This is a genomic window from Streptomyces sp. NPDC005262, from assembly GCF_042872425.1.
Taxonomy (GTDB): Bacteria; Actinomycetota; Actinomycetes; order Streptomycetales; family Streptomycetaceae; genus Streptomyces.
Map to the genome: position 1 here is coordinate 25,005 of NZ_JBIAKK010000008.1, position 26,483 is coordinate 51,487.

A 26,483-nucleotide genomic window follows, 5' to 3' on the forward strand; every position below is an offset into this window, starting at 1 on the left:
CGAAGCAGATGGGCCTGGATGTGAGGAGCCTCGACGATGACCGTTCCACTCGACCGGCATTATCTGGTCGAACTCCAGGTATCGGAAGAGCGTGTTTCGCAGTTGCGACGAATCGTCGCTGCGCATCTGCGCCACTGGAGTCTCGAACTTCACATCCGGCCGGTGTGCCGGGGTGTGGAGGAGCTGCTGACCAATGTCCACCGGCATGTCGGTGGCGACAACAAGTGCGTCGTCGAACTCCGGTGGTCCGGTCGGCACCTCACGGTCTCCGTCGCCGACAACAGTTCCGAGATGCCGCGCCTGCTCAGCAGCGGCGGCGGTGGTCTCAGCCGTGTCATGGCCCTCAGCCACAGCTGGGGCACCTGTCGGACCCTCGACGGCAAAGTCGTCTGGTTCACCCGCTACGCCGAGGCGCCGCGGAACACCGATCTGCTGCCGCGCGCACCCCTGCCCGGAGTTCGCGAGTTCCTGCTGCCGCCGGCCTCCGAGCCGGCCGAGCCCGCCCTCGTCTGAGAGGCGGGCTCCGACAGGGGTGGCGGGGATCCCTGACCGGACCGGTACCCGAATCCCTACGCGAAGAAGTCTGCTCTGCCCACCGGCGCGGATGACGTGCACAGCGCACGCATGATCCGCGCCGGTCGGGTACCCGCACCGGAACCCGCGTTGCGCGCAGGGGCGTCGCGCGGCACGGTCGAAGAATCCGAGGCAAGGAGACCACAGTCATGCCCATCGCGACGGTCAACCCGGCGAACGGCGAGACCCTCAAGACGTTCGAGGCGCTGGGGGCGGCGGAGATCGAGCATCGGCTCGCGACCGCGGACACCACCTTCCGGGAGTACCGCACCACCGCTTTCGGTGAACGGGCCCGGCTGCTCAACCGGGCCGCCGACCTCCTCGACGAGGACCAGCAGGACATCGCCCGCACCATGACCACCGAAATGGGCAAGCCCGTCAAGGCGGCCCGCGCGGAGGCCGCCAAATGCGCCAAGGCCATGCGCTGGTATGCGGCCAACGCCGAGGGACTTCTCGCGGACGAGCACCCGCCGGCCGCCGACGTACGTGACGCCGGAGCCTCCCGGGCCTATGTCCACTACCGTCCGCTGGGCCCGGTCCTGGCCGTGATGCCGTGGAACTTCCCGCTGTGGCAGGTCGTACGGTTCGCCGCCCCCGCACTCATGGCGGGGAACGTCGGCCTGCTCAAGCACGCGTCGAACGTCCCGCAGACCGCGATGTACCTGGAGGGCCTGTTCCGCCGTGCAGGCTTCCCGCCCGGCTGCTTCCAGACGCTGCTGGTGGGAGCGGGAGCGGTCGAGTCGATCCTGCGTGACCGCCGCGTCGTCGCCGCCACCCTCACCGGCAGTGAGCCGGCCGGCCGCTCCGTCGCGTCGATCGCGGGCGACGAGGTCAAGCACACCGTGCTGGAACTGGGCGGCAGCGACCCGTTTCTCGTCCTGCCGTCGGCCGACATCCCGCAGGCCGCGCGCACGGCGGTGACCGCCCGGGTCCAGAACAACGGGCAGTCGTGCATCGCCGCCAAGCGATTCATCGTGCACACCGATGTGTACGACGAGTTCGCCGAGCGGTTCATCGCGGGCATGAAGGATCTGACGGTCGGTGACCCGCAGCAGGAGACCACCGACATCGGCCCGCTCTCCAGCGAGCAGGGCCGCGCCGACCTGGAGGAGCTGGTGGACGACGCCGTACACCAGGGTGCGACCGCACTGTGCGGTGGCGGCCGGCCCACCGGCCTGGGTGCGGAGCTGGAGCGCGGCTGGTTCTACACCCCCACCGTCCTCAGCGGGATCACTCCCGCCATGCGGATCCACCGTGAGGAGACCTTCGGCCCGGTCGCCACGCTGTACCGCGTCGAGGACCTGGACGAAGCGGTGACCCTCGCGAACGACAGCCCGTTCGGCCTCAGCTCCAACGTGTGGACGCGCGACGCCGACGAGAGCCGTCAGTGCGTGCGTGACCTGCAGGCCGGCGGTGTCTTCTTCAACGGCATGACCGCCTCCCACCCCGCGCTGCCGTTCGGCGGGGTGAAGCGCTCCGGTTACGGGCGGGAGCTGGCCGGTCACGGCATCCGTGAGTTCTGCAATGCCACGACGGTCTGGTACGGCCCCGAGCCGGACGGAGGCGGCTCCGCCTGAGGGGTGTCCAGTAATCCCTGGTGGATCGGCGCGCGGCGTCAGTCGCGGTGCATCGCAAGGCGGAGGGACGTCCGCGGACTGAATGTATTCGGTCGTTCCGACAACGCGGCGAGGTGCCGTAGCTGACGCTGCTCGCCCGCCAGGGATCACGGGACGGCCTCAGCCGCACCGCCCGGCGATGGTGAGGGCTCAGCGGCCGACTGCCTTGGCCAGCTGGGCCTTTGTCATGGTCGAGCGACCCTTGACGTTCTTTTTTCTGGCCTCTTCGTAGAGCTGGTCGCGGGTGGGGTCTTCGGCCCCGCCGTGGGAGCGCAGCTCGGCGCGCCGTAGGGACGAGAGGTCGTGGACCAACGTACGGCTCGCGGTCGTCGGCGGTTTGGAACGGGCGCGCTCCTTGTTCGCCGTGCGTGCCGCGATCTCTTCGGCCCGCTCCTCGCTCACTCCGAGCTCCTGCGCGCTCTCCTTGATGTGCTCGTACTGCCGCTCGCGCCTGGGATTGGATCCGCGTGGCATGGTGCGGTCACTTCCTCTCCGTGGCCTCCGTGCCCGAGAGGGACGGTCCGGGGTGCACCACCCAGTGTCCCAGTGGCTCCGGGAGCGTGCATCGGAATACGGTGCCGTGCGGCCGCCCGTGCGCTCTCGCTGCCGCGGGCCGTATGTATCCCGTCGGTGGCGGCCCGGCCGGCCGCCGACGAGCGGTTGGCGGCCGCTGCGGCCCGCCGACCGGGCGGGGTCGACAGCCCTTCGTACGGCCGGGACCGCATCCGCGCGCCGCTCAATAGCGTGGGCTTCCCGGCCTGCTTGTCGAGGTGTCGCCGAGGGGCACCCGTTCGGGTGCGCGACGGAACGCGGGTGACGTAATTGAGCGGGTCAATTCATGCCTTTTGATCCTAATATGGGCGAGCTGATCGGTTCCGGAATCCGGAGGTATGCGCGATGTCCACCCTCACCGTGTGGAAGTTCCAGTCCGCCGAAGGCGCGGAGGACGTGGAGAACACACTGAAGGCCCTCCAGAAGGAGGGACTGATCAAGATCCTCGACGCCGCGGTGGTCAGCTGGCCGATCGACAAGGCGAAGCCGAGAACGAAGCAGTTGCTCAACCTGGTGGGCGCCGGCGCCTTGAGCGGCACGTTCTGGGGGATGCTCTTCGGGCTGATCTTCCTCATGCCGCTGCTGGGCGCGGCCATCGGCGCGGCGGCCGGGGCGCTGGGCGGCAAGCTCGCCGACGTAGGCATCGACGACGACTTCATCGCGGAGGTCAAGAAGCAGGTGACGCCCGGGACTTCGGCGCTGTTCCTGCTCACCACGAACGAGGTGCCCGACCGGATCAGCGACGCGCTTCCCGGCGGCGGCGCCGAGCTTCTCCACAGCAACCTGGACACCCTCAGCGAGGCCCGGCTCCGCGAGATCTTCGGCGACGAGCCGAGTGATCCGGTGCCTTCCTCCCGTCCAGCCGTATCCCCCTGACTCTCTTTTCCGAGCAGACCCGGAGTGTCCGTGAACCAGCCCAGCCCTCTGCGACGCGCCCTCGGCGGCCGCACGGCCCGCAGCCTGACCCCCGCCGTGCTGGCCGCGGTGCTCATGGCGGGTGCCGCCGCCTGCGACTCCGGTGGAACGTCGCCGGGAACGGCCAGGAGCACCCGTACGGTGTCCCCGGAGCCGCACGAGTCGCCCTCCGCCAGCGCCTCACCGCGCACCCAGACCGACTTCGAGGCTTCGGTCTCCGCCGAGCTCGAACGCAGCCGGCAGAGAGCCAACCAGCAGCTCGCCGGAGTCAAGGGGCAGGGCAACGCGATCAAGGACGTCTCGGTGAACGGGCTGCCGATCGCGGCGGGTGAGCAGTTCCGCAGCGCACTGGTCCGCGTCACCAACCCCACCCCCAAGGCCGCTTTCTACGCCGTCCGGGTGGAGTTCGTCGACGCGTCGGGGAAGGTGCTCGACTCGGTGGTGCTCGGCTTCCCGGACGCCCCGCCCGGCCGGGCGGTCAGCGAACACGCGAACAGCCGTAAGGCGGCCGGAGTCAAGACGTTCCCCCGGATCGCCCAGGCCGAGCGCAGCTGACGGCCGGGAGCGAGGTGAGCTCCGCAGCCGGTGCGGTGACGGATGCGCTGCGTGAACTGCGCACCCGGTTCGCCGGTGTGCGCGACGGCGAACCGGCCGACTACATCCCGCAGTTGGCCACGGCCGACCCGGAGGCTTTCGGGCTGGCCCTGATCAGCATGGACGGCCATCGCTACAGCACGGGTGAGGCCGACGTCCCGTTCACCATGCAGTCCGTCTCGAAACCCTTCGTCTATGCCCTCGCGCTGTGCGAGCTCGGACTCGACGGCGTGTCCCGGTGGGTGAACGCCGAGCCCAGCGGCGAGGCCTACAACGCCATCAGCCTTGAACCGGGCACCGGCCGGCCGGACAACGCCATGGTCAACGCCGGTGCGATCGTCACCACCGCGCTGGTCCCCGACACCGCCGACGCTCCGAGGTTCGACCGCATCCTCGTGTCTGAGCCGGTTCGCCGGCCGGCAGCTGGACGTCGACGAGGCGGTGTACGCCTCCGAGGTCGCCACCGGCGACCGCAATCGCGCCCTCGCGTATCTGATCCGCAGTGCGGGCCCGCTGCCGGTCGACCCGGTGGGAGCCGTGGAGACGTACTTCCGGCAGTGTGCGGTACGCGTCACCACGCTGGATCTCGCCGCCATGGCCGCGACCCTCGCCAACGGCGGCGTGAACCCGCTCAACGGTGACGTGGTCGTCGAGGAACCGGTCGCCGCGCAGGCGCTCGCCGTGATGGCGACCTGCGGCATGTACGACACGTCGGGCGACTGGCTGCTACGGGTGGGGCTGCCCGCCAAGAGCGGGGTGTCCGGTGGCCTGATCGCAGCGGGACCGGCCCGGTTCGGCCTGGCGGCCTACAGCCCGCGGCTGGATCCGACCGGCACGTCGGTCCGCGGGCGCATCGCGCTGGGGGCGCTGTCGGAACGGCTCGGCCTGCATCTGATGCACAACCCGGCGCTCGCCGCCTCGACCGTCACCCTGGTCACCACCGCCGACGATCTGCCGTCCGCCCCGACGGAGGAGCAGGAACGCGCCCTGCGGGAAAAGGTGGCGGTCGTCGCCGCGCAGGGCGCCCTCGACTTCACCGCGGCGGAACGCGTGCTGTACGCGCTCGACGAGTCCGGGCCGGAGGAGACCGCGTCCGTGGTCCTGGATCTGCGGCAGGTGACCGGCATCGACACGGTGGCGAGGTCGATGCTGTGCTCCGGACTGGCCCGGCTCACGGATGGCGGACGGCGCACGGCCGTGGTCGACCCCGCCGGCCACCTCGGAGTGACGGGCGGCGACCCGACGGCCCCCCGGCGCTTCACCTCGCGCGAGGAGGCCGTCGAGCGCGCCGCGCGGGAAGCGGGACGCCCGACGACCTGATGGCGGCGGACCGCGCTGCTACCAGATGGCCTCGACCCACTCGGGGTGGTCGATGAACGGGTTCCTGTTGTGCTGGTACTGGTCGAATATGACGTCGTTGCGCCGCTCCTCGAAGGAGTCCGGCGGGTCCTCCTGGCTCCACTGCTTCAGTACGGAGAGCCTGCCGATGTTCGGCGCCGAGCCGTTTTCCACCCGGTCGTTCGGTTCGAGGTCGGGGAAGGCGTCGTCGCCCTCGTACCGGACCGCCATGTAGAGGATCATGCGGGCGACGTCCCCCTTGACCGCGTCGCGCGGTTCGAAGGAGTCGCTGTCGGTGTAGTTGCCCGCCGCCCCGCTCACCGCGGTACCGCCGTTGTCGAAGTCCTTGTTGCCCCGGATGGAGTTGACCGTGACGTCCTCCGGGCGCAGGTGGTGGATGTCGGTGCCGGGTCCGGTGCTGGTGCCGAAGTCGCCGTGGGACTTGGCCCAGACGTGCTCGCGGTTCCACTGGCCGACCGCCCCGCCGTTGTCGCTCTTGGGCTCGGAGCGGCCGGTGTAGAGGAGGATCACGTTCGAGGAGTTGGCGGGGTCCTGGTCGGTGTTCTTGAGCGCGTCCCAGACCTGGCTGTAGGAGATCTTCGTCTGCACGCTGATGATCGAGTGGAGGGCGCTCTTCAGCTGCGTTCCGGTCTTGCCGAGCGCGTCCTGGTAGTACGTGTCGTCGAGCGCGGCGAGTGGCGTCGCGGCCACCGGCGTGGTCCGGGATGCGGCGGGCGTGGCGGGTGCGGCGGCCGCGGTGCCGGCGAGTACCGCGAAGGCGGCGAAAGTGGCCAGCAGCGGTCGCCGGTAAGGAAGGTGACGACGGGACATGTGGGGTGTCCTCTCCGGAAAAGCAGGCACCGCGGCGCCGTCACGGGGTGGGGGACGATGCCGCGGTGTTCGTGTGTGGTACGTGGTCAGCGGGAGCCTTCCACACGCACGGTGACCGAGGTGTGAACGCTGTGTACCTATCATGTGCAGGTCAAGTGGGCTCTCGGATGCGGTCCTGGAGCCGCAGAGCGAGAATTGCGGCAAGGACGAGGAGGCGGCATGAGCGAAGAGCCCGAATCCGTACCCGTATCCATGGCTCGGGGCGTGACCCCGGACAGCCTCTTGCACACCGGCGGGACCAGCCATCCGTCGGCCGAGGATCTGGTGCTCGCCTCCGGGCGGGACCTGACTCCGCAGAATCTCGAGTGGGCGCAGCGCCGACTGGCACGAGAGGGCCGGGCGGCGATGGAGAAGCAGCTGCCGTAGGCGGCCGGTGCGGCGGGGAGTGTGTGGGCGCTCCCCGCCGCTCGGCTAGCCTGAACGGACAATGAACCGTTTGACGACGTCACAGGGCGGGTTCGACCTCGCCCGCTTCCCCGAGCACCCGCGCGACCCGTTCCGCGCCTGGGACGCTGCCGACGAATATCTGCTGCGGCAGCTGGAGGGGATCGACGGAGCGGAGCCGGTCGACCTGTCCGGCACCGTGGTCGTGGTGGGCGACCGCTGGGGTGCGCTGACCACCGTGCTGGCCGGGCACCGCCCCGTACAGATCACCGACTCGTACCTCGCGCAGCGCGCCACCCTGGCGAACCTCGCACGCAACGGTGACGACCCGGACACCGTACGTCTGCTGTCGGCCAGGGACACGCCGCCGGAGCGGATCGACGTCCTCCTCGTACGCGTCCCCAAGAGTCTGGCGCTCCTGGAGGACCAGCTGCACCGGCTCGCCCCCGCCGTGCACGCCGGCACCGTCGTCATCGGCACCGGCATGGTGAAGGAGATCCACACCTCCACCCTCAAACTGTTCGAGCGGATCATCGGTCACACCCGCACCTCCCTCGCGGTCAAGAAGGCCCGACTGATCTTCTGCACCCCCGACCCGGCTCTGGCCCGCACCCCCAGCCCGTGGCCGCACCGCTACGACCTGCCCGACGGCATCGGCGCCGTCTCCGGCCGGACCGTCGTCAACCACGCCGGGATCTTCTGCGCCGAGCGCCTCGACATCGGCACCCGCTTCTTCCTGAACCATCTGCCCGAGCGCAGCGGCCGGGACCGCATCGTCGACCTGGGCTGCGGAAACGGGGTCGTCGGCACCTCCGCCGCGCTCGCCAACCCCGAAGCGACGGTGACCTTCATCGACGAGTCGTACCAGGCGGTCGCCTCGGCCGAGGCCACGTTCCGGGCCAACCTCGGGACGGACGCCGAGGCCGACTTCCTGGTCGGCGACGGGATGGCGGGCGTACCGCCGGGCAGTGTCGACCTGGTGCTCAACAACCCGCCGTTCCACTCGCACCTTGCGACCACCGACGCCACGGCCCGGACCATGTTCCACGGGGCGCGCACCGCGCTGCGGCAGGGCGGCGAGCTGTGGGTCGTCGGCAACCGGCACCTCGGGTACCACACCCAGTTGCGCCGCACCTTCGGCAACTGCACCACCGTCGCCGGTGACCCCAAGTTCGTCGTGCTGCGCGCCGTCAAGCGCTGACCGGCGGACGAGGCCCCATGGCCCTTCCGGATTCTTGCAACACGTTCTACTGTGTGCGCCGCCGCACACGGGCGATGCGACCGCGAGACTCCTGGAGGGGCCGTGCACCTCGAATACACGCCTGAGCAACAGCAGTTGCGCGCCGAGCTGCGCACGTACTTCGCCGGACTCGTTCCCGACAACGCCTACAGCAGGTACGACGACCCCGCCGACCAGAAACGCTTCTACCGCGAGACGATCCGTCGCCTCGGCGCCGACGGCTGGCTCGGTGTCGGCTGGCCGACGGAGTACGGCGGACGCGGCCTGTCCCCGATGGAGCAGTTCATCTTCTTCGACGAGGCCGCCCAGGCGGGCGTACCGCTGCCCCTGATGGCCCTCAACACCGTCGGCCCGACGATCATGCGGTTCGGCACGGACGAGCAGAAGGCCTATTTCCTGCCGAAGATCCTGGCCGGCGAGATCGACTTCGCCATCGGTTACAGCGAACCCGACGCCGGCACCGACCTGGCCGCCCTCAAGACCCGGGCCGTACGCGACGGCGACGAGGACACCGGCCATTACACGGTCAACGGTCAGAAGATCTGGACGACCAACGGCGACACCGCCGACTGGGTCTGGCTCGCCGCCCGCACCGACCCCGACGCCCCGCCCCACAAGGGCATCACGATGCTGCTCGTCCCGACCGGCGACCCCGGCTACTCCTGCACCCTGATCAACACCCTCGCCTCGCACGACACCACCGCCAGCTACTACGAGAACATCCGCGTCCCCGCCTCGCGCCGCGTCGGCGACGAGAACAAGGGGTGGCGGCTCATCACCAACCAGCTCAACCACGAACGCGTCACCCTGGCCGCCCACGGCACCATGGCCATCCGCGCCCTCCACAACGTGCAGCGCTGGGCCACCGACACCGAGCTGGCCGACGGTCGCCGGGTGATCGACCTCGGCTGGGTCCGCACCCGGCTCGCCCGCACCCACACCCGGCTCGATGCCATGAAACTTCTCAACTGGCAGATGGTCTCCGCCGTCCAGGAATGCACCCTCACCCCGCAGGACGCCTCCGCCGTCAAGGTCTACGGCTCCGAGGCGCGCCGCGACGCCTACGCCTGGCTGATGGAGGTCGTCGGCTCGGCCGGACCTCTCAAGGAGGGCTCGGCGGGTGCCGTCCTGCACGGCGAACTCGAACGCGGCTACCGGTCCGCCGTCATCTTCACCTTCGGTGGCGGCAACAACGAGATCCAGCGGGAAATCATCTCGTGGATCGGCCTGGGGATGCCGCGCGTGCGCCGCTGACCGGTGGTGACGAGGCTTTTTGGTTGGCACAGAAGATGGATGGTCAGCACCTCTGGACTGACAGGGGAACAAGTAGAGCTCCTACGGCGCCTTCGATGGTGAAGCCGCGGCCGTGACCGGGAAGTGCCCGTTCCCTGCGGGCGGGAATGAGTCCGTGCCCCGTCTCATGATCCATATCGCCGGAATCCTGGGGTTCGCCATTCCTGGCCGTCGGGCAGAACCGCGAGTGCTTCGTAGCCGTCCAGTGTTTCCACCCAGCCCTGTGCCCCGTCGCCTCTGGCGAAAGCGGCGGTGGCGTAGGTGTCGGTGAGCGTCAGGCGGGGTCCGACGAGGGTGAGTGAGGCGAACGCGACGGCGGGTGTACCGCTGTGCGGGTCGACGATGTGAGCGCCGCGTTCGGCAGTGCCCGAGGTGGCCACGGCCAGGTCGTGGCCGGCGGTGATGACGGTGGCCAGTTCACCGGGGCGTAGCGGGTGGGCGATGCCGATGCGCCACGGAGTGCCAGGGCCGGCCTGACCGCGGAGCCGCAGGTCACCGCCGCCGTTGACGCACGTGTGGTGCGCGCCCGCGTCGTAGAGAAGCTGGGACGCCGTTTCGGTGGCCCAGCCTTTGACGAGACCTGAGGGGTCGAGGGTGCCGGAGGGGGCGATGCTGAACCAGCCGTCGCTGTCGTGGGTGGCCTGTGCGCACAGGGACAGGACCTCGTGGACTTCGGGCGGACAGTCCTGAAGGCGGATCTCACCGCGGTCGAGGCGGCTGATGTGGCTGTCGGGCCGATAGGTGGAGAACACGGCGTCGACCCGGTGGAGGTGGTACACGGCCTCGGCGAGCGCGCGGTGGATGGCGGGGGTGGGCTTGTCACGGATATCGAAGGAGAAGACGGTGCCCATGACGTGCTCGACGTGGCGCAGCCCGCGCGCGGGGTCAGGCATGGGCCCGGTCCAGGGCGCTTTGGAGGGACTGTATGTAGCCCTCACTGGTGTAGCTCGCACCGGAGACGGCATCGATGTGCGCGCTCTGAGCCCCGAGGGCCTCCTGGGTGAGGCGGGGCAGGGCGTAGGAGGCGATCTGCTGGTCGCGGCCGTTCCGGTCCGGTGCCTGAAGAACCTTGACGGACGTGATCTTTCCCTTGGAGAGGGTGGCGGCGACCTGCACGGTTCCGTACTGGGTGTCGATGGGGTCCCCGGTGAACGTGCCCGTCCCCGAGGGCGAGCCGGGCGTGGCCCCCGAAGAGGTGTGGGGGGAGGAGACGGTGGGAGAGCGGGGGGACACTCCGGCGACGGCGGGGAGCTGGTGGGGTTTGAGGGCAAGCAACGTCACGACGAGGGCGCTGATCCCAATGGTGGCGAGGACGGCTGGGCGCATGGCGGTTCTCCTCAGAACGCGAAGGACTCGTGGTGGATGCGCCGTGCCGGCACACCGGCGTCGCGCAGGGCTGTGATCGCGGCCTGGGTCATGCCGGGAGGGCCGCAGAGATAGACGTCGTGTGCGGCCAGGTCCGGCACCAGATCGGTCAGGCCCCGGGCGGTGAGCGGTGAGGAGTAGGTGGTCGGTTCGTCGACGACGTAGTGCACGCGGGCGCGTCGGTGGGTGGCTACCGCGTCGAGTTCAGTGCGCAGGGCGAGGTCGGCCGGGCGGCGGGCCCGGTAGACGACGGTGACCTGGCCCGGCAGTGTCTCGAAGAGCGCGCGCAAGGGGGTGATGCCGACACCGCCGGCCAGAAGGAGGACCTTGGGGGCGGTGCGGCGCCTCGCGGTGAAGGCGCCGTAGGGTCCCTCGGCCCAGACCCGCGTGCCGGGTGCCAGGCGGGCCAGCGCGGCGCTGTGCCCGCCTGCCGTCTTCACGGTGATGCGCAGGTGGCCGGGTTGCGCGGGGGCGGAGAGGGAGTAGGGGTTGGCAGTCCACCACAGCCCGCGTGTCAGGAAGCGCCAGCGCAGGAACTGCCCCGGCTCACCTCCCAGTTCGTCCAGGTGGTCGCCGGTGAGGTGGACGGATACCACGCCCGGTGCCTCAGGATGGACCGCGCTCACGCGCAGGTGGTGGCGCAGTCCACACCGGACGGGGACCGCGAACCGGTACCAGGCGACCAGCGCCGCGACGCCGAGGAACAGCGAGTACCAGGCGGCCTGAGCCGGGCGGTTGCCGACGAAGTCGGCGCCGTTGGAGAGCTGGTGCCCGAAGGTGAGGAATACGGCCAGGTATGTGGCGAAATGCAGGTAGTGCCATGTCTCGTAACTCAGCCTGCGACGGGCCGCGCGGGCCGAGATGACCCCGGTGGCCAGGAACAGGAGGAAGCCGGCCGTGCCTTTGAGGAGGTCTGGATAGTGCAGGACGAGCGAGGAGGTCTGGCTGACCAGCTGCGTGTGGGAACTCAGGGAGTAGCCCCAGATGATCAGCAGGGTATGGGCGAGTGCCAGGGAGATGGTGCAGCGGCCGCCGAACGCGTGCCAGCGGGCGAGCCGGTCCGTACCGACGGTGTGGTCCAGAAGCGGCATGCGGGCCATGAGGGCCAGCAGGACGGCGCAGACGTACCCGGCCAGGAGCCCGGTGATGCGTCCCGCACCGGTCAGCCAGCCTGCCGGGCCGATCACCGAGGTCGTGTCGCTCCACCACAGGGCGAGCACCCCGGCAGCGCCGGCCCAGATCACGAGCGGCGCCAGGATCGGCACGACGCTGCGGCGCGGGCGCCGGTGGCGCATCCCACGGCTTGCGTACGTGGTGGTGGATGTGGCGGTCATGGCGCTCCTCCGGATGAGACACGCTCCGGTGACGGGCGGCCAGCCTCACAGCCCAACTTCTGTGTACCTTCTGAATCGGCCCTGTCGGGCCGCCCTCGGCGCCGATTTTCAGAGGAAACTCAGAGACACGGCTTGCCTTGCTGTGCTGTGTGCTGAGGGATGCTGAAGGAACCATGGACGAGCCGCGTACGACCTCGCTTCTGCACCGCCCCGACGGAGAGCCCGTACGGGTCCTCGTCGTCGACGACGAGCCCGATGTCACGGATGTGCTGGCCGGGGTCATGACCGGGGAGGGCTGGCAGGTCCGCACCGCCGCAGACGGCGTGACTGCGCTCGCGACGGCCCGTGATTTCCGGCCCGATGCGGTGGTCCTGGACTGGATGCTGCCCGACCTCGACGGCCTGCACGTCCTGCGGTCCCTTCGGCGCGAGGCACCCAGCGTGTGCGTGCTGTTTCTGACCGCCCGTGACGCCGTCGAGGACCGTATCGCCGGCATCACCGCAGGCGGTGACGACTACGTCACCAAGCCCTACAGCCTGGAAGAAGTCCTGGCCCGGCTTCGCGGGCTGCTCCGGCGGGCCGGGATGACTGCCGAGCCGGGCACGAACCGGCTCACCGTCGGGGACCTCGTCATGGACGAGGAAGCCAGGGAGGTCAGACGCCGCGGGACCACGGTCGACCTGTCCCGCACCGAGTTCGAACTCCTGCGTTTCCTCATGCGCAACCCGCGCCGGGTGCTGTCGAAGGACCAGATCCTCGACCGGGTCTGGGCCTACGACTTCGGCGGGCGCGCCCATGTCGTCGAGCTCTACATCAGTTATCTGCGCAAGAAGATCGATGCCGGACGCACCCCGATGATCCACACGGTGCGTGGTGTCGGCTATGTCCTCAAGCCGGCGGACTCCCCGTGAGGTGCCTGCCGCCCCGTACCCTGCGCGGTCAGCTCACCGCCGGACTCGTCACTCTGCTCGCTCTCGCCTGCCTCGTCGTCGGCATCACCACCGCCCTCGCTTTGAGGGGCTTCCTGATGGGGCGGCTCGACGAACAGCTGTCCGCCTCCGGCGGCCGGTTCGCCGCCAGCCTGGAACACGAGGCCGAGCCCGACGCGGACAACCGTCCCGACACGCGCGGTCAGGCCGAGGCGACCTTCGGCGCCCGCCTCCTGAACGGCACCGTCACCCAGGCAGCCGTCGTCGATGAAGCCACCGACCGTCCCCTCCATCTCACCCTCCGGGATCGCCGCGTCCTGGCGGAGGTCCCCGTCGACGGAAGCGGACACAGCATCCGCCTCTCCACTCTGGGCGGCTATCGCCTCACGGCCGTTCACGGCGACGACCAGGACATTCTGATCACCGGCCTGCCCCTGCACCCGGTGGAAGAGACCGTTCACCGCCTCGAAGCGGTCGAAGCCGTCCTGTTCGGCGCCGCCCTCGTAGTCACCGGCATCGTCGGTGCTCTATGGGTGCGGATCTCCCTGCGCCCCCTCCAGAGGGTCACCGCCCAGGCAGCGGAGGTCGCCGGGCTGCCGCTCGCCAGCGGCGAGGTCGCCATGCCGGAACCACTTCCCGACACCGACCCGCGCACCGAGGTCGGCCAGGTCGGCACCGCCCTCAACCACATGCTCGGCCGCGTCGAGGACGCCCTGATCCGCCGCCAGGCCAGCGAGGAGAGGCTCCGGCACTTCGCCGCCGACGCCAGCCACGAGCTACGTACCCCCGTCGCCAATATCCGCGGCCACGCCGAACTCGCCCTGCGCCGGCACGGCCCCGTCCCCGCCGAAGTCCGCCACGCCCTGGAGCGCATCGACGCCGAGTCGCAGCGTATGACCCGCCTCGTCGACGACTTGCTCCTCCTCGCCCGCCTGGACGCCGGACGCCCCCTCGAACACGAACCGGTCGATCTGACCCTGCTGATCCTGAACGCGACGGAGGACGCACGCGCCGCAGGACCCGGCCACCGCTGGCTCCTCGACCTCCCCGAAGAACCGGTCACCGTCGCCGGCGACGCCCACCGGCTCCAGCAGGCCATCGCCAATCTCCTCGCCAATGCCCGTACCCACACCCCGCCGGGCACCGAGGTGACCATCGCCCTCACCACCGAGCCGGCCAACGTTTCCGTCAGCGTGAGTGACAACGGGCCCGGCATCCCCGAAGAGATCCAGCCCGAAGTCTTCGGCCGCTTCGTCCGCGCCGACCACGCCCGCTCACGCAGCACCGGCAGTACCGGTCTGGGCCTCGCCATCGTCCATGCCGTCATCACCGCCCACGGCGGAACCGCCACCGTCACCAGCCGCCCCGGACACACCAACTTCCGCCTCACACTCCCCAACTGACACCGGTCGCCCTGCCCGCACACCGATAGAGCAGGCCCGATCGCTCGCTACGGTGCGCATGACGGCGCCGATCTTCGTGGGTTCATGGCTGGTCTCCTTCGATCTGTGGGGACCAGGTCAGCGCAGCCGACGTAGATACGGGTCGTGGGCATGGCGCGGGACGAGCCGGATGCGGGCGTCGAGCGTCGTGATCCCGTGGGACCCGGCGAGTACTGGGTTGAGGTCGGCGTCGGCCAGCTGGGGCAGGTCCGAGGCCATTCGCGACAGCCGATGCGGCAGCTGCTCCAGAGCACCGAGGTCGGCGGTGGGACGACCGGCGCAGCCGAACAGCAGCGGGGAGCAGCGTGGCGAGGTCAGCAGGTCGTGCGCGTCGAGCTCGGTCAGCGGGGCCGGCCGGGCCGCATGGTCGGCGAGCAGTTCGGTCGCCGTACTCAGCCCGAACACCACGAGATCTGCATGGCCTGGACGTCTGGGTTTGGTGTGATAGCCCTCCTGACCTGGGCTGTACCAAAGTGCCAACTATCTTTCTGATTCCGTACCTAAGTGGCCGGGGCTAGTTGGCATCAGCGCAGGTCACGAACGCCCCCGATGCCAACTAGCGCTCCTGGGCGCTGTCAGACGGCGGAAGCCGCCGGGGCAGGACCCCTCTCCCGGGGCGGCGGGCCGGCGATGCCGGTGTGGGCGGCCAGCGCCTTCTCCAGTCGCTTGATGTGGTAGTACTGCACCCGCGTGGTGCGCTGCAGGGCCATGACTGCCGTGAGGAACTGATCCATCTCGGCGGCCCGGGTGAGGATGTCGTCGGGCACGTGCTCGTCGTGCAGGCAGGTTTTCGCGTCCTGGCTGAGCACGGCTTGCGCCCAGCCGCGGGTGATCGGCTTGAACAGGCCCGGGTGGTTGGCCACGATCCGCGCCCGGATGGCCAGGTCGTTCTCGGCGGCTTCCAGGTGCAGCCCGGTGTCCTTGTTGCGGGCCCCGAAGAGTGCCTCATGGATGTGGTGAGCATCGAATCCGTGCTCGACACAGCCGATCCAGAAGTCCCAGTCCTCTCCGGCCCGCATGCTCTCGTCGTATCCGCCCACGGTCTGCCAGGCGACACGGCGGTACAGCGAGCAGTAGAACATGATCAGTCGCTGCAGCAGCAGTTCTCTGCTGTAGGCGGGGAGAGGCATCGCCTGCGGGGGCAGATCGTCGTCGGTGAAGGTGAACACATCGGTCGAGGCGATGGCGATGCCGGGGTCGCTTTCCAGTACCCCGACGGTCTTCTCCAGCATGGTGGCCGCGATCACGTCGTCGGCATCCAGCGGAAGGATGTAGCGGCCGGTACTGGCCTCGATCCCGGTGTTGCGCGCGGCAGAGACCCCGGCATTGGACTGCTGGAGCAGCCTGATGCGCCGGTCGGGGTGGCGGGCGATCAGGCCCTGGGTCACCTCGACAGTGTCGTCGGTGCTGCCGTCGTCGACGATGACGAGTTCCCAGTCGCGAAACGTCTGGGCAAGGACGCTGGACACCGCCTCGGGCAGATAGCGGGCGTAGTCGTGGCAGGGGATGACCACCGAGACCACAGGGTCGGAACCGTGGGGCATGCGTCGTCCTTCGCTTCGGAGCGGGAAGGAGATGGATTCAGGGGTGATACGGATGGTCGGTCGGATTCCGGCAGGTCGGGCGGTGCCCCCGGCGTTCGAGGGCCACCACCGGACCGGACCCGCTGGACCACTCCCTAGCTGTGCTGCTGTTGGAACCAGGGGAAGTAGTTGTCGTACCCGTGCTCGTGGTGGTGCCCGTAGTAACAAACGGTCACGTTGCCCACCGGAGTGCTGTACTGGCCGTAATCGGTAACGGTCATGTTGCCCACGGGGGTGCAGCAGTGGTGGCCGTAATCGGTGATCGTGACGTTGCCCATCGGCGTGCAGGGGTGCATTGACCCGGGAGTGAGGGTCACGTCGCCCATCGGCTGTTCCTGGTACCCGTACTTCGCCGACGTCGTCAGCGTGTCCGGACCGGCGGTGGCGGCGTAGGCGGCCTCCGCGGTGTTGAGTAGTCCGGCGGTGGCCAGCGCTGCGGGGAGCGCCAGGGAGGTGATGACACGGGCCTTCACAGTGGGCCCCTTTCTCTCGGGGGGTGGGGGAGCTGCCCGGTCATGCCGGCGAACTCCACGGCAGGGCAGTAGCGTTACCGTAGGATTTGCATACATAAAGTGTCAAAACGATTACTCCTTGTTGCGTAATGGCTGTGTCGGCGCCTCTGTCACCCCTGTCGGTCAGGAATGGGACGTGGCCCCGGCGTGCGCGCGCTCCGGGACGTGGTGCGGGTGCACCACCTCCAGGTCGGGCAACGCCCAGCAGGCGGTGCCCATGTCCCGTGCCATCGCGGCCAGTCCCTCGGTCTCGATGAGGTGCTGGTAGGGGAAGGGCGGGAAGATCAGACCGTCGCGGTGCAGGTCGGCGCGGACCAGCAATGCGGTGCCGCCGACCGAATCGACGCGGACGAGTCCCTGCCCGCGCAACTCGTCGAGGTAGGTCCGACCGAACCCCTTGGGGGGCTGGAGGATGCCGTCGCGAAGCCATTGGGACCAGTTGAGCGTGCCGGCCCTGGGCTGAAGGGCGAAGGTGTTGAGATCGTACGTGGGCCCACCGGGCGCGGTGGCACAGTGCGGGACGACGATGTTTTTGCGCGCGCCGAGCAGGCGCTGCACGAGGTCGGCCGGGTAGCCGGTCACATCGACGTCGAGCCAGAGCACCCACTCCTCGTCGGCGAGGGCCCGGGAGAGCAGCTGGTTGCGCACCTTGGCCAGCACTGATCGGCGTCGGCGCTGGATGCCGGCCTCCCAGCGGGGTCCGGCCAACTGGAGGCCGAAGTCGCGGCGTACGAGGGTGACGCGCCGGTACTCCGCCTCGAGACGAGGCAGGACCTGCTGGAGCAGTTCCGGTGTCGTGTCCTTGCTGTCGCCCTCCAGCAGCCCCAGCGAGATCGCCTCGCGTGGGTAGTCCAGGGCACGAAGGCTGTCCAGATAGCCGGGCAGGAACGCAGCCGCGTCCTTGAGGGGCGTGAGCACCAGTACCAGGGGCCGCTCGCTCGCCGGGGCCCCGGCGGGCTCCACCACCGCCTGCGGTCGCCCGGAGGTTCGGGCGGCGGGGCCGGTCTCGGCGTGGGCGATGTCCGCCGGTTCGATCGGCAGCCGGGTCGCCATGGCCAGCAACCGCTCGGCGTAAGCAGCGGGTTCGGCCCAGATCTCGGTCGCCACCGCGAAGTGCTCCGCGAAGTGTGACTCGTCGAACGTATTGTTCCCGTGGCACACATACGTGTACAGCTCGGGCGCGTCCATCGATACGACCCGGCAGGTCCGGACCACCCCTTCCGCCACCGGGGTGTCCTCGCCGCGGCGTTGCGCCGGGTAGCGCGGGAGGTGGTCCTTCGCGCACACCATCGACCCTTCCCAGACCCGCGCACAGGAGACCGCGAGCTTGCTGCGGGCGGGCCACCACAGCCGCTCGCGGGCGAGGAAGCACGCCTCGGCGCCGAGCGCGAGAATCGCGGCCATCTGCGCCTCGACCCGCTCCGGGTCATACAGGTCGTCGTCGTCCCACTGGCACACGTAGGGCCCGGTGGCCCGGTCCACCGCCTCATTGCGCAGTTCGCCCAACGTCCGCCCCTCCGGGGGGAGCCGGTGATGGCGGATCCGCGGGTCACCCAGGTCGCGGATGTGTTGTGCGAGGGCGTCATCGGTGCCGTCCTCCACCACGACCAGCTCCAGATTCGGATAGGTCTGGTCAAGGAAGCATCTGATCGCACGTCGCGCCGTCGCCGAGCGGTCCTTCGTCACCATCAGGCAGGACACCGTGGGCGCGGGCGCGCCCGAGGCCCAGCGGCGGCGCTGCGCGTCGAGGCTGATCAAGCCGTCGGCGACCGGTTGCATCTCCTGGCTTGCCCAGAACGGGAACCGTTTGCCGGCCGAAGTCCGTGGCGTCCCGGAGGTGTTGTACGTCCAGCTGCCCGACCAGTGATGCACGGCGTAGGCACGGTCGTAGTCGGCTTCCTGCGGCCCGAACAGCTCTGTCGCGTACGGGCTCACTTCGGGATACAGGACCTCCGGTTCGAGAACCGTGATCGACTCAGGCTCCGGGGCGTTGTCGATCGCTCTGGTGAGGAAGAACGGGCCTGTCACGTCCAGAGTGCTGGGCAGCTTGTGGGTGGCGACCATCTGGCGGTGCACATGGGCCCAGAACGGGTGGCCCGGCCGTGACGCGATGAACGCGTTGCCGACGATGCGGTCGAATCCACGTCGGCGGGCCAGCAGTAGCCGGGTGTGTGCGTCAGGCTCGCGGCCGAGGACGAGATCGTGCCCGTCCAGGATTTCGGTGACCGGCTTCAGGCACTCGAAATCCAGATCCACGTAGAGCCCGCCGAAATGGTCGAGCAGGAAATAGCGAATTGCGTCAGCCCGCATGATCGCTTCGGGATAGCCGTCGTAGACCGGCAGGAACCACGGATAGTGCTCCTGGAGGAATGCGTGGTTGTCCGCGTCGGTCCACAATCGGTAGTCCCAGCCTGGATGCTGGATGCGCCAGGAATCGGCCCATTCCCGCCATTCCGGGGGAACATCCGTGTCTTTCCAGGTCTGGTGAATCAAGGCAGGAATTTTAATATGCGCAACCATTTGCGCAGTATGCCGGTCGGCCGGGCCGCCGGGATTTACAGGAGGACCCGGCGGAAAGAATTTTCACCCGGGCGGCCCACCCGCGGGGGACGCGGCGTACGACTGGCGCGCACATGGGTGGCGTGGGCGAGTGCCGACGGGAAGACGTTGTCCGGCGCTCCGGTCTCAGGCCGGGGCGGTCAGGGAAGCGGCGGCTGTCTCCCTGAGGAGGTCGAGCAGATGCCGCAGGCCCGGGCGGCGGGCGGTGCCGGTGCGGTTGGCGGTGTAGATCGTCCGGGTGACGGGCTGCATCAGCGGGTGCAGGCTCAGCGGTGCGTTCGCCTCAGGCAGGGCGAGGCGGGGCACGAGTGCGACCCCGGCTCCGGCGGCCGCGAGCGAGGTGAGCACGGAGAAGTCGCTGCTGCGCACCCGGATGCCGGGGACGAATCCGGCGGCGCCGGTGGCGCGTTGGACCATCTCGTAGCAGGAGGTCTCCGGACCGGGGGTCAGCCAGGGGTCATCCGCCAGGACGGACAGATCGGCCGCCTCACCCTCGGCCAGGCCCAGCGCCGTCGCCCGGGCCGGCGCGAGGGCGAGCAGGACCGGGTCCTCCATGAGCGGGGAGGGCTCGCATCCGGCGGGGAAATCTCGTGGCAGCACGGTGTAGCCGTGCACCACGGCCAGGTCCACCTCCCGCTTGCGCAGGGCTGCCAGAGCGAGGTCGGGTTCCTGTTCGACGAGGTGCAGTGAGAGCGAGTGGCTCCTGCTCTCCTCGGTTCCCAGGCGCGCGAAGACGGCGGGCATGAGCCGGCGGGCGGCGGAGGCGAAGGAGGCCACGCGCAGGACGCCGTGCTCTCCGCCTCGCAGGGCCGCGAGGTCGGACTCGGCGGCGGCCAAGTCGCCCAGGACGACCTCGGCATGTGCGACCAGCAGCTCCCCGGCGGCAGTTAGGCGCAGGGTGCGCCCGTGTTTCTCGACCACCGGTACGCCGGCCTCGCGCTCGAGGACCGCCAACTGCTGGGAGACGGCCGGCGCGGTCAACTGCAGTACGTCGGCGGTTGCGGCGACCGTGCCGTACGTGGCGAGGTGCTGCAGGATCCGCAGGCGTCGCACATCAAGCATGAAGACATCCTTACAAAAGTCGACCACACGGGCCAGGACGACTTCTTTCCTGGCCCGTGTGGTCGGCAGGGGCGGTGCGCAGGGTGAGATCCCGTCGGTCCCGCGTCACTCCGGAGCGGCGACGGTTGATCAGTACGACGCCGGCGACGGTGACGGCGCCGCCGGCCAGTTCGATCACGTGCGGGACCTCGCCCAGCCACACGAAGGAGACGACCAGCGTCACGGGCGGCACCAGGTACAGCGCCGCGGTCGAGGTGGCCAGCGGCAGGCGGGCCACGGCGTAGCCCCAGATCACGAAGCCGAGAGCGGACGGCAGGAGGCCGAGGAAGACGGCGGAGAGCAGGGCGTCGGCAGGGGCGTGGGCGCTCGCACGGATGGTCGCCGGCAGCAGCGGCAGGGCGAAGACGGTGCCCGCGACCATGGCATAGGTGGCGACTTCGAGGCCGGTGCGGCGGCGCAGCAGCGGCTTGGTGGCGAAGTGGTAGGTGCCCTGGACGACGGCCGCGGCGAGGACGACAAGGGCTGCGGCAGTGAAGCCGGAGAGGCCGTCGGCCAGGGTGACGACAGCGGTTCCGGCGACGGCGACGAGGCTGCCGATGACGACGTTGCGCGTCAGCGGCTCGGCCAGGAAAGCGCCTGCCAGCAGGACGCTGAATACCGGCGCCACGGCTATCAGCAGACTGGCGGTGCCGGCCTCGACGTGGATCTCCCCCCAGTTGAGCAGCACCTGGTAGGCGGTCATCCCGGTCAGTCCGCACACGGCGATCAGCGGCAGGTCGCGCCGGTGGGGCAGGCGCACCCCGGCGAAGGGCGCTACGGCGACCAGGGCGGTGGAGGCGATGGACAGGCGCAGGAACGACAGGGCTGCCAGCCCCAGGCCGTCGACACCGACGCGGATCGCGGGGAACGCGGAAGCCCAGAGCGCGACGGTTCCGGCCAGGGCCAGGAAGCGTGGGGAGGCGAGAGGAGTGAGCACCCCTTCAGACTCCCCGTAGCAATGAAAAAGATCCAGTTAGGCTTTTTTAGGCCTTACGACAGATTTTCTTATCCATTCAAGGCTCGTCGCTGCACTCCTGCGAAGCTTTCCGTGCTCGACGTCGATGGCGGCCGGGTCGGCGTGGCGGTCGTCGCCGGGGTGTGACCGCGCAGGAGCGGGGCCCCTGGAGCATCAGCCCGGTAGCAGCGCATCCTGTGGGTGCACACGTCATACGTAGGGACGCGGCCGAGAGGGAGGCAGGAGCAGACATGGCGCACGCCGATCCGGGGCTCTTCGGACCCGAAACCGTCACCTGGCAGCTGCACGGCGACCCGATGATGTGGATCGCCGGCGTGCGCGCTCTGTACCTCCAGGCGCTGCACCCCCGCGCCGTCCGCGGCGTCATGCAGAACTCCGACTTCCGCAAGGACGCGTGGGGACGGCTGATGCGCACTGCCGGCTTCGTCGGCACCATCACCTACGGCACCACGGACGCCGCCGAGAAGGCGGGAGCCCGGGTCCGCAGGATCCACCGGCTCCTCAAGGCCACCGACCCGGCGACCGGCGAGACGTACGGTGTCGACGAACCGGAGCTGCTGCTGTGGGTGCACTGCGCCGAGGTCGACTCCTACCTTCAGGTGCAGCTCCGCTCCGGCCGGTCCCTCACCGCCGCGCAGGCCGACCGTTACGTCGACGAACACCGCACCAGCGCCCGTCTGGTGGGCCTCGACCCCGGCGGCGTACCCGCGACCACCGCCCAGCTCGCCGCCTACTTCGACCGGGTGCGGCCCGAACTCGCCGCGGGCGCCGAGGCGCTCGACGTCGACGACTTCCTCCGCCGTCCGCCCGTCCATGCCCTGCTGATCCCGGCGCGTGCACTGCTGTGGCGGCGCGTGGCGGCACTGGCCTACCAGTCACTGCCCCCGTACGCGCACGACCTCTACGGCAGGCCCGCGCCACCCCTGCGCACCGTCGACCGGCGCCTGCGCGCCACCGGAACCGCCCTGCGCTGCATCCCGTCGCGGCTGCGCTGGCAACTCCCGCCCGGCCACATCGTGCAGGCGATGGAACGACTCGGCCCCGGTAGCCGCCCCGCCCCCTCCAAACTCCGTGACGGGGCAGCCATACTGGACGGGCCGGGGAGGGCGCAGCAGTAGGCGAAGCAACGGGGGCGACAGCACGCGATGGCGGACACCAGGCTGATCCAGAGCCGGTACCGGCTGCTCGATGTGATCGGGCGCGGGGGCATGGGCGAGGTGTGGCGTGCCCGCGACGAGTCGCTCGGCCGTCATGTGGCCGTCAAATGTCTCAAGCCGATGGGGCCCCAGGATCAGTCGTTCACCCGGATCCTGCGTGAACGGTTCCGCCGCGAGGCCCGGGTGGCCGCCGCCCTCCAGCACCGGGGCGTCACCGTCGTCCATGACTTCGGCGAACACGACGGTGTGCTCTACCTGGTGATGGAGCTCCTCGACGGCCGCAACCTCAGCCAGCTCCTGGAGGACAACGAACAGCATCCACTGCCGGTGTCCGACATCGTCGACATCGCCGAGCAGGTCGCCGACGCGCTCGGCTACACGCATCAACAGGGCATCGTGCACCGCGACCTGAAGCCCGCCAACATCATGCGGCTGACCGACGGCACGGTGAAGATCTGCGACTTCGGCATCGCCAGGCTCGGTCACGACATCGGCTTCACCTCACGCCTCACCGGTACGGGCATCGCCATGGGTACCCCGCACTACATGTCGCCGGAGCAGATCAGCGGCGGCCATATCGACCACCGCAGCGACCTCTACTCACTGGGCTGTGTGCTGTACGAGATCGCCACCGGAGTCCCGCCGTTCGACCTCGACGACGCCTGGGCCGTCCTCGTCGGGCACCGCGACACCCAGCCCGAACCGCTGCGCACCCACCGCGCCGAACTCCCCGGCTTCTTCGACCGGGTCGTGCTGGAGCTGCTCGCCAAGACGCCGGAGGAGCGGCCCGCCGACGCGGGCGACCTGCGGCAGCGGATCGCCGTCGGACGTACCGGTGAACAACGGCACCTCCCGCCGGCGAGGCATCCCCAGCCGTCGGGGCAGGTCCGGCTCGCCCCGCCGGTACCGGTCCTACACCCCGGCCGGCAGCCCCACGGCCCCGGGCCGCGACTGCCGTCCTGGACCCGTGGCATGACCGTCGGGCACAGGGCGTCCGGGGCCACGCACCTCGGCCTCGCCCTGCCCGACCACTCCGCGGGCCTGACCGGCGAATGGACCACCGGTAGCGACCTGCGAGCCCTGACCGGAGGCGTCCCGCTCGCCCGGCCCGAGCGGCCCACACCCTCGCCGGACCTGCTCTCCACCCTCGCCAACCGGCACAGCGCGGGCCTCAACCTGGGCCGGCTCGGCCACTGGGAGGAAGCCGGCGAGGTGCACCGCGCGGTCGCCGCCGAACGGGAGCACGCCCTCGGCCCCGACCACCCCGACACCCTCTCCAGCCGGTTCGAGGTCGCGTTCACCCTCAGCCGCACCGGCCGCGCCGTGGACGCTCTGCGCGAGTTCGACCGTGTCGCCCAGGGCCGCGAACGGACCATGGGCCCCGACCACCCCGAGACGCTCGCCGCCCGGCAGGAGGCGGCGTACGTACTGGGACAGCTCGGCCGACACTTCGAGGCGCATCAGGTGTACGCCGCGGTCCTCGCCTCCAGGGAGCGGTCGATGGGCCCCGACCACCCCGACACCCTGCGCTGCCGCCACAACCTCGCGTTCAACCTCAGCAGGCTCGGGCGTCTGGAGGACTCTTACCGGATGGCCCGCGACGTGGCGCACGCCCGCAGCCGGCTGCTCGGCGCCAGTCACCCCGACACCCTGGTCACTCTGTTCGAAGTCGCTTACACCTTGGGGCAGTTGGGACGCTGGTCGGACGCGCTGCAGACCTACCGGCAAGTCGCCCGGGCCCGCGCGGAGACGCTCGGCGCCGACCATCCCGACTCGCTCTCCGCACGCTACGAGGTCGGCATCAGCCTCGGCAGGCTGGGCCGCAGCGCGGAGGCCCTGGAGCTGTACCGCGCCCTCGTCGACGACCGGACCAGGGTGGGCGGCCCGGCCGACCCCGAGACGCTCCGCGCCCGCCACGGCCTCGGCGTCAATCTGGGGCGACTGGCCCGCTGGGAGGAAGCCCTCGCCGAGTCGCGCGATGTGTGCGCGATCCGGGAGCGCATCCTCGGCCCCGACCACCCCGACACCCTCGTCAGCCGTCGCGAGGTCGCGGTCGGCCTGGGCTGGCTGGGCCGCTGGGCCGATGCCCTCACCGTGTACCGAACGGTCGCCGAGACCCGCGAGCGCATCCTCGGCGCCGACCACCCAGACGCGCTCGCCAGCCGGAACGACGAGGCGCACTGTCTCGAACAGCTCGGGCGCGGCACGGAGGCGGTCGAGCTGTACCGCAAGGTCGCGGCGCTGCGCCGGCAGCGGGGCGTCGAACCGCACTGACCAGGAACTTCCGCCCCGCCGCCTCTGGTCAGAGGCGATCGTCCCGTGTTACCAAGGGCCATGCCCGCACCTGACACGTATGACGCAGTGATCGTGGGCGGTGGCCACAACGGTCTGGTCGCCGCCGCCTATCTCGCCCGCGCCGGACAGTCCGTCCTCGTCCTCGAACGCCTCGGCACCACCGGGGGAGCGGCTGTCTCGACCCGTCCGTTCGACGGAATCGACGCCAGGCTGTCGCGCTACTCGTATCTGGTGTCCCTGCTGCCCCAGAAGATCGTCCGCGATCTCGGGCTGGACTTCGCCGTACGCAAACGGACCGTCTCCTCGTACACACCGACCGTGCGGGGCGGCCGTGCCACCGGACTGCTCGTCGGCGGGGACACCACGAGGGAGTCCTTCGCCGCGCTCACCGGCGGCGAGCGCGAGTACGCGGCCTGGCAGCGCTTCTACGGCATGACGCAGCAGGTCGCCGAACGGGTCTTCCCGACCCTCACGGAGCCGCTGCCCGACCGGGACGCGCTCCGCGAGCGGGTCGGTGACCCGGAGGCCTGGCGGATGCTCTTCGAGGAACCGATCGGGGTGGCCGTCGAGGAGAACTTCGCCGACGATCTCGTACGCGGAGTCGTGCTGACCGACGCCCTGATCGGCACCTTCGCGGACGCGCACGACCCGTCCCTGCTCCAGAACCGCTGCTTCCTCTACCACGTGATCGGTGGCGGCACCGGCGACTGGGACGTCCCCGTCGGCGGCATGGGCGCGCTCACCGATGCCCTCGCGCGGGCCGCCCGGGAGGCGGGTGCCGAGATCCGGGTCCGGCACGAGGCGACCCGGGTCGAGACCGACGGCACCCGGGCCGAGGTCACCGTCCGCTCACCCGACGGTGAACACCGGGTCGCCGCCCGCCGGGTCCTCGTCAACGCGTCGCCGCAGGCCCTCGCCGCACTCCTCGGCGACGAGCCGCCGGCCCCCTCCGAAGGCGCCCAGCTGAAGGTCAACATGCTGCTGCGCCGGCTGCCCCGGTTGCGGGACCGTTCCGTCGACCCCCGCCAGGCGTTCGCCGGAACCTTCCATGTCGCGGAGGGGTACGGGCAGCTGGCCGACGCCTACCGGGACGCCGCATCGGGCCGGCTGCCGGCGGCGCCCCCGTCCGAGATCTACTGCCACTCGCTGACCGACCCGTCGATCCTCGGTCCCGACCTCGCGGCCCGCGGCTACCAGACCCTCACCCTCTTCGGCCTGCACACGCCCGCTCGGCTCTTCGCAGCGGACAACGAGACGACACGCACCGCCCTCCTCAAGGCCACGCTCGCCGAACTCGACGCGCATCTCGACGAGCCGATCGCCGACTGTCTGGCCGTCGACGGGAACGGCGAGCCGTGCATCGAGGCGAAGACCCCGCTCGACCTGGAACGGGATCTGCGGTTGCCGGGCGGTCACATCTTCCACCGGGATCTCACCTTCCCGTACGCCACGGAGTCCACCGGCCGGTGGGGCGTCGAGACGGCGCACGCCAATGTGCTGCTGTGCGGGGCGGGCGCCGTGCGCGGTGGCGGGGTCAGCGGGGTTCCGGGCCACAACGCCGCAATGGCGGCGCTGGGCCGGTGACCCGCCTGCCGGACCGTACCTATTGACCGAACACGCCGCGCAACGCGCCCAGCTTGCGCGGCAGGTCGTACTCCGCGCCGCCCTCGTGCCCGTTGTACGTGAACACCTCGATCGCGGCGGGTCCGGCGTAGCGGTGGTAGGCGGCGAACACCGTCGCCGACGGGCAGATCTTGGCCATCAGCCCCACCGAGAACCACGCCGGAGCGGTCGATTCACCCACCTGCTGGCGCAATATCTGGGCCTGCATCTC

The 26,483-nt window shown here is 70.0% G+C and carries 23 protein-coding genes and 2 pseudogenes; 13 read left to right on the forward strand and 12 right to left on the reverse strand.

Annotation, left to right across the window (positions count from 1 at the left end; all coding sequences use genetic code 11):
* Positions 1–36: 36 nt before the first annotated feature.
* Entirely contained in the window at positions 37–513 is a 477-nt protein-coding gene (locus tag ACFYP5_RS20850; RefSeq protein ID WP_030929128.1) for an ATP-binding protein, read from the forward strand.
* A gap of 209 nt (positions 514–722) precedes the next feature.
* Complete coding sequence (locus ACFYP5_RS20855) at positions 723–2,150, forward strand: NADP-dependent succinic semialdehyde dehydrogenase (RefSeq protein WP_389037993.1); 1,428 nt, start codon at positions 723–725, stop codon at positions 2,148–2,150.
* 189 nt (positions 2,151–2,339) lie between these two features.
* Here ACFYP5_RS20855 and ACFYP5_RS20860 read toward each other — a convergent pair whose 3' ends face one another.
* Positions 2,340–2,663 (reverse strand): plasmid stabilization protein, encoded by a 324-nt coding sequence (locus ACFYP5_RS20860; protein ID WP_389037995.1) that lies wholly within the window; start codon positions 2,661–2,663, stop codon positions 2,340–2,342.
* 423 nt (positions 2,664–3,086) lie between these two features.
* Here ACFYP5_RS20860 and ACFYP5_RS20865 point away from each other — a divergent pair, with 423 nt between their 5' ends.
* The 3 genes and pseudogenes from ACFYP5_RS20865 (at position 3,087) to glsA (ending at position 5,570) form a co-directional block, all read left to right on the forward strand.
* Complete coding sequence (locus ACFYP5_RS20865) at positions 3,087–3,617, forward strand: DUF1269 domain-containing protein (RefSeq protein ID WP_389037998.1); 531 nt, start codon at positions 3,087–3,089, stop codon at positions 3,615–3,617.
* 30 nt (positions 3,618–3,647) lie between these two features.
* Positions 3,648–4,211 carry a hypothetical protein gene (locus ACFYP5_RS20870; RefSeq protein ID WP_389038001.1) on the forward strand — a complete coding sequence of 188 codons (564 nt, stop codon included), beginning with the start codon at positions 3,648–3,650 and terminating at the stop codon, positions 4,209–4,211.
* Positions 4,212–4,225: 14 nt separating this feature from the next.
* Positions 4,226–5,570: pseudogene (gene glsA / locus ACFYP5_RS20875) on the forward strand (glutaminase A).
* Positions 5,571–5,588: 18 nt separating this feature from the next.
* Here glsA and ACFYP5_RS20880 read toward each other — a convergent pair.
* Positions 5,589–6,419, reverse strand: coding sequence for an endonuclease I family protein (locus ACFYP5_RS20880; RefSeq protein ID WP_389038004.1), 831 nt, complete (start codon positions 6,417–6,419; stop codon positions 5,589–5,591).
* 219 nt (positions 6,420–6,638) lie between these two features.
* Between ACFYP5_RS20880 and ACFYP5_RS20885 the strand changes: the two genes are divergently transcribed.
* From ACFYP5_RS20885 to ACFYP5_RS20895, 3 genes are all read left to right on the forward strand, one after another.
* Positions 6,639–6,845, forward strand: coding sequence for a hypothetical protein (locus ACFYP5_RS20885; RefSeq protein ID WP_389038007.1), 207 nt, complete (start codon positions 6,639–6,641; stop codon positions 6,843–6,845).
* Positions 6,846–6,906: 61 nt separating this feature from the next.
* Positions 6,907–8,064: a methyltransferase gene (locus ACFYP5_RS20890; RefSeq protein WP_389038010.1), complete on the forward strand. Its 1,158-nt coding sequence runs from the start codon at positions 6,907–6,909 to the stop codon at positions 8,062–8,064.
* A 102-nt stretch (positions 8,065–8,166) separates the two neighbouring features.
* Entirely contained in the window at positions 8,167–9,357 is a 1,191-nt protein-coding gene (locus ACFYP5_RS20895; protein WP_389038013.1) for an acyl-CoA dehydrogenase family protein, read from the forward strand.
* A gap of 164 nt (positions 9,358–9,521) precedes the next feature.
* On the opposite strand, the gene ACFYP5_RS20900 is transcribed toward ACFYP5_RS20895, so the two are convergent.
* The 3 genes from ACFYP5_RS20900 to ACFYP5_RS20910 are packed head-to-tail and all read right to left on the reverse strand — an operon-like array spanning position 9,522 to position 12,095.
* Positions 9,522–10,289, reverse strand: a complete 768-nt coding sequence (locus ACFYP5_RS20900; RefSeq protein ID WP_389038016.1) for an FAD:protein FMN transferase — start codon at positions 10,287–10,289, stop codon at positions 9,522–9,524.
* Positions 10,282–10,722 (reverse strand): FMN-binding protein, encoded by a 441-nt coding sequence (locus ACFYP5_RS20905; protein ID WP_389038019.1) that lies wholly within the window; start codon positions 10,720–10,722, stop codon positions 10,282–10,284. The genes ACFYP5_RS20900 and ACFYP5_RS20905 overlap by 8 nt, the downstream gene beginning before the upstream one ends.
* An 11-nt stretch (positions 10,723–10,733) precedes the next feature.
* Positions 10,734–12,095 carry a ferric reductase-like transmembrane domain-containing protein gene (locus ACFYP5_RS20910; RefSeq protein ID WP_389038022.1) on the reverse strand — a complete coding sequence of 454 codons (1,362 nt, stop codon included), beginning with the start codon at positions 12,093–12,095 and terminating at the stop codon, positions 10,734–10,736.
* Between the two features lie 173 nt (positions 12,096–12,268).
* On the opposite strand from ACFYP5_RS20910, the gene ACFYP5_RS20915 reads away from it, so the two are divergent.
* Together ACFYP5_RS20915 and ACFYP5_RS20920 are read left to right on the forward strand one after the other, a co-directional pair.
* Positions 12,269–13,006 (forward strand): response regulator transcription factor, encoded by a 738-nt coding sequence (locus ACFYP5_RS20915; RefSeq protein WP_389038025.1) that lies wholly within the window; start codon positions 12,269–12,271, stop codon positions 13,004–13,006.
* Entirely contained in the window at positions 13,003–14,427 is a 1,425-nt protein-coding gene (locus tag ACFYP5_RS20920; RefSeq protein ID WP_389038028.1) for a sensor histidine kinase, read from the forward strand. The genes ACFYP5_RS20915 and ACFYP5_RS20920 overlap by 4 nt, the downstream gene beginning before the upstream one ends.
* Positions 14,428–14,544: 117 nt before the next feature.
* Here ACFYP5_RS20920 and ACFYP5_RS20925 read toward each other — a convergent pair.
* From ACFYP5_RS20925 to ACFYP5_RS20950, 6 genes and pseudogenes are all read right to left on the reverse strand, one after another.
* Positions 14,545–14,877, reverse strand: a pseudogene (locus ACFYP5_RS20925) (acetate--CoA ligase family protein); the annotation flags it as partial.
* Positions 14,878–15,041: 164 nt separating this feature from the next.
* Entirely contained in the window at positions 15,042–16,010 is a 969-nt protein-coding gene (locus ACFYP5_RS20930) for a glycosyltransferase family 2 protein (protein WP_389038031.1), read from the reverse strand.
* A gap of 134 nt (positions 16,011–16,144) precedes the next feature.
* Positions 16,145–16,522 carry a hypothetical protein gene (locus ACFYP5_RS20935; RefSeq protein WP_389038033.1) on the reverse strand — a complete coding sequence of 126 codons (378 nt, stop codon included), beginning with the start codon at positions 16,520–16,522 and terminating at the stop codon, positions 16,145–16,147.
* 162 nt (positions 16,523–16,684) lie between these two features.
* A complete protein-coding gene (locus tag ACFYP5_RS20940) occupies positions 16,685–19,054 on the reverse strand; it encodes a glycosyltransferase (protein WP_389038036.1) in 2,370 nt (789 codons plus the stop codon).
* A 192-nt stretch (positions 19,055–19,246) separates the two neighbouring features.
* Positions 19,247–20,182 carry a LysR family transcriptional regulator gene (locus ACFYP5_RS20945; protein WP_389038039.1) on the reverse strand — a complete coding sequence of 312 codons (936 nt, stop codon included), beginning with the start codon at positions 20,180–20,182 and terminating at the stop codon, positions 19,247–19,249.
* A gap of 10 nt (positions 20,183–20,192) precedes the next feature.
* Positions 20,193–21,158: a DMT family transporter gene (locus tag ACFYP5_RS20950; RefSeq protein ID WP_389038042.1), complete on the reverse strand. Its 966-nt coding sequence runs from the start codon at positions 21,156–21,158 to the stop codon at positions 20,193–20,195.
* A gap of 269 nt (positions 21,159–21,427) precedes the next feature.
* Between ACFYP5_RS20950 and ACFYP5_RS20955 the strand changes: the two genes are divergently transcribed.
* The 3 genes from ACFYP5_RS20955 to ACFYP5_RS20965 are packed head-to-tail and all read left to right on the forward strand — an operon-like array spanning position 21,428 to position 26,233.
* On the forward strand, positions 21,428–22,315 hold the full coding sequence (locus ACFYP5_RS20955; RefSeq protein ID WP_389038045.1) for an oxygenase MpaB family protein: 888 nt from the start codon (positions 21,428–21,430) through the stop codon (positions 22,313–22,315).
* Between the two features lie 27 nt (positions 22,316–22,342).
* The gene (locus ACFYP5_RS20960) at positions 22,343–24,628 is read left to right on the forward strand and encodes a tetratricopeptide repeat protein (RefSeq protein WP_389038048.1); all 2,286 of its coding nucleotides are present in this window, start codon (positions 22,343–22,345) and stop codon (positions 24,626–24,628) included.
* 60 nt (positions 24,629–24,688) lie between these two features.
* The gene (locus ACFYP5_RS20965) at positions 24,689–26,233 is read left to right on the forward strand and encodes a phytoene desaturase family protein (protein ID WP_389038050.1); all 1,545 of its coding nucleotides are present in this window, start codon (positions 24,689–24,691) and stop codon (positions 26,231–26,233) included.
* A gap of 19 nt (positions 26,234–26,252) precedes the next feature.
* Here ACFYP5_RS20965 and ACFYP5_RS20970 read toward each other — a convergent pair whose 3' ends face one another.
* Positions 26,253–26,480: an acetylxylan esterase gene (locus tag ACFYP5_RS20970; protein WP_389038052.1), complete on the reverse strand. Its 228-nt coding sequence runs from the start codon at positions 26,478–26,480 to the stop codon at positions 26,253–26,255.
* Positions 26,481–26,483: the final 3 nt, after the last annotated feature.

What these genes read in the sequence shown, in the direction of transcription:
- ACFYP5_RS20850 (WP_030929128.1), top strand. Translation starts at nt 37, where the DNA reads ATGACCGTTCCACTCGACCGGCATTATCTGGTCGAACTCCAGGTATCG.
- ACFYP5_RS20855 (WP_389037993.1), top strand. Translation starts at nt 723, where the DNA reads ATGCCCATCGCGACGGTCAACCCGGCGAACGGCGAGACCCTCAAGACG.
- ACFYP5_RS20860 (WP_389037995.1), bottom strand. Translation starts at nt 2,663, where the DNA reads ATGCCACGCGGATCCAATCCCAGGCGCGAGCGGCAGTACGAGCACATC.
- ACFYP5_RS20865 (WP_389037998.1), top strand. Translation starts at nt 3,087, where the DNA reads ATGTCCACCCTCACCGTGTGGAAGTTCCAGTCCGCCGAAGGCGCGGAG.
- ACFYP5_RS20880 (WP_389038004.1), bottom strand. Translation starts at nt 6,419, where the DNA reads ATGTCCCGTCGTCACCTTCCTTACCGGCGACCGCTGCTGGCCACTTTC.
- ACFYP5_RS20885 (WP_389038007.1), top strand. Translation starts at nt 6,639, where the DNA reads ATGAGCGAAGAGCCCGAATCCGTACCCGTATCCATGGCTCGGGGCGTG.
- ACFYP5_RS20890 (WP_389038010.1), top strand. Translation starts at nt 6,907, where the DNA reads ATGAACCGTTTGACGACGTCACAGGGCGGGTTCGACCTCGCCCGCTTC.
- ACFYP5_RS20900 (WP_389038016.1), bottom strand. Translation starts at nt 10,289, where the DNA reads ATGCCTGACCCCGCGCGCGGGCTGCGCCACGTCGAGCACGTCATGGGC.
- ACFYP5_RS20905 (WP_389038019.1), bottom strand. Translation starts at nt 10,722, where the DNA reads ATGCGCCCAGCCGTCCTCGCCACCATTGGGATCAGCGCCCTCGTCGTG.
- ACFYP5_RS20910 (WP_389038022.1), bottom strand. Translation starts at nt 12,095, where the DNA reads ATGACCGCCACATCCACCACCACGTACGCAAGCCGTGGGATGCGCCAC.
- ACFYP5_RS20915 (WP_389038025.1), top strand. Translation starts at nt 12,269, where the DNA reads ATGGACGAGCCGCGTACGACCTCGCTTCTGCACCGCCCCGACGGAGAG.
- ACFYP5_RS20930 (WP_389038031.1), bottom strand. Translation starts at nt 16,010, where the DNA reads ATGCCCCACGGTTCCGACCCTGTGGTCTCGGTGGTCATCCCCTGCCAC.
- ACFYP5_RS20945 (WP_389038039.1), bottom strand. Translation starts at nt 20,182, where the DNA reads ATGCTTGATGTGCGACGCCTGCGGATCCTGCAGCACCTCGCCACGTAC.
- ACFYP5_RS20955 (WP_389038045.1), top strand. Translation starts at nt 21,428, where the DNA reads ATGGCGCACGCCGATCCGGGGCTCTTCGGACCCGAAACCGTCACCTGG.
- ACFYP5_RS20960 (WP_389038048.1), top strand. Translation starts at nt 22,343, where the DNA reads ATGGCGGACACCAGGCTGATCCAGAGCCGGTACCGGCTGCTCGATGTG.
- ACFYP5_RS20965 (WP_389038050.1), top strand. Translation starts at nt 24,689, where the DNA reads ATGCCCGCACCTGACACGTATGACGCAGTGATCGTGGGCGGTGGCCAC.
- ACFYP5_RS20970 (WP_389038052.1), bottom strand. Translation starts at nt 26,480, where the DNA reads ATGCAGGCCCAGATATTGCGCCAGCAGGTGGGTGAATCGACCGCTCCG.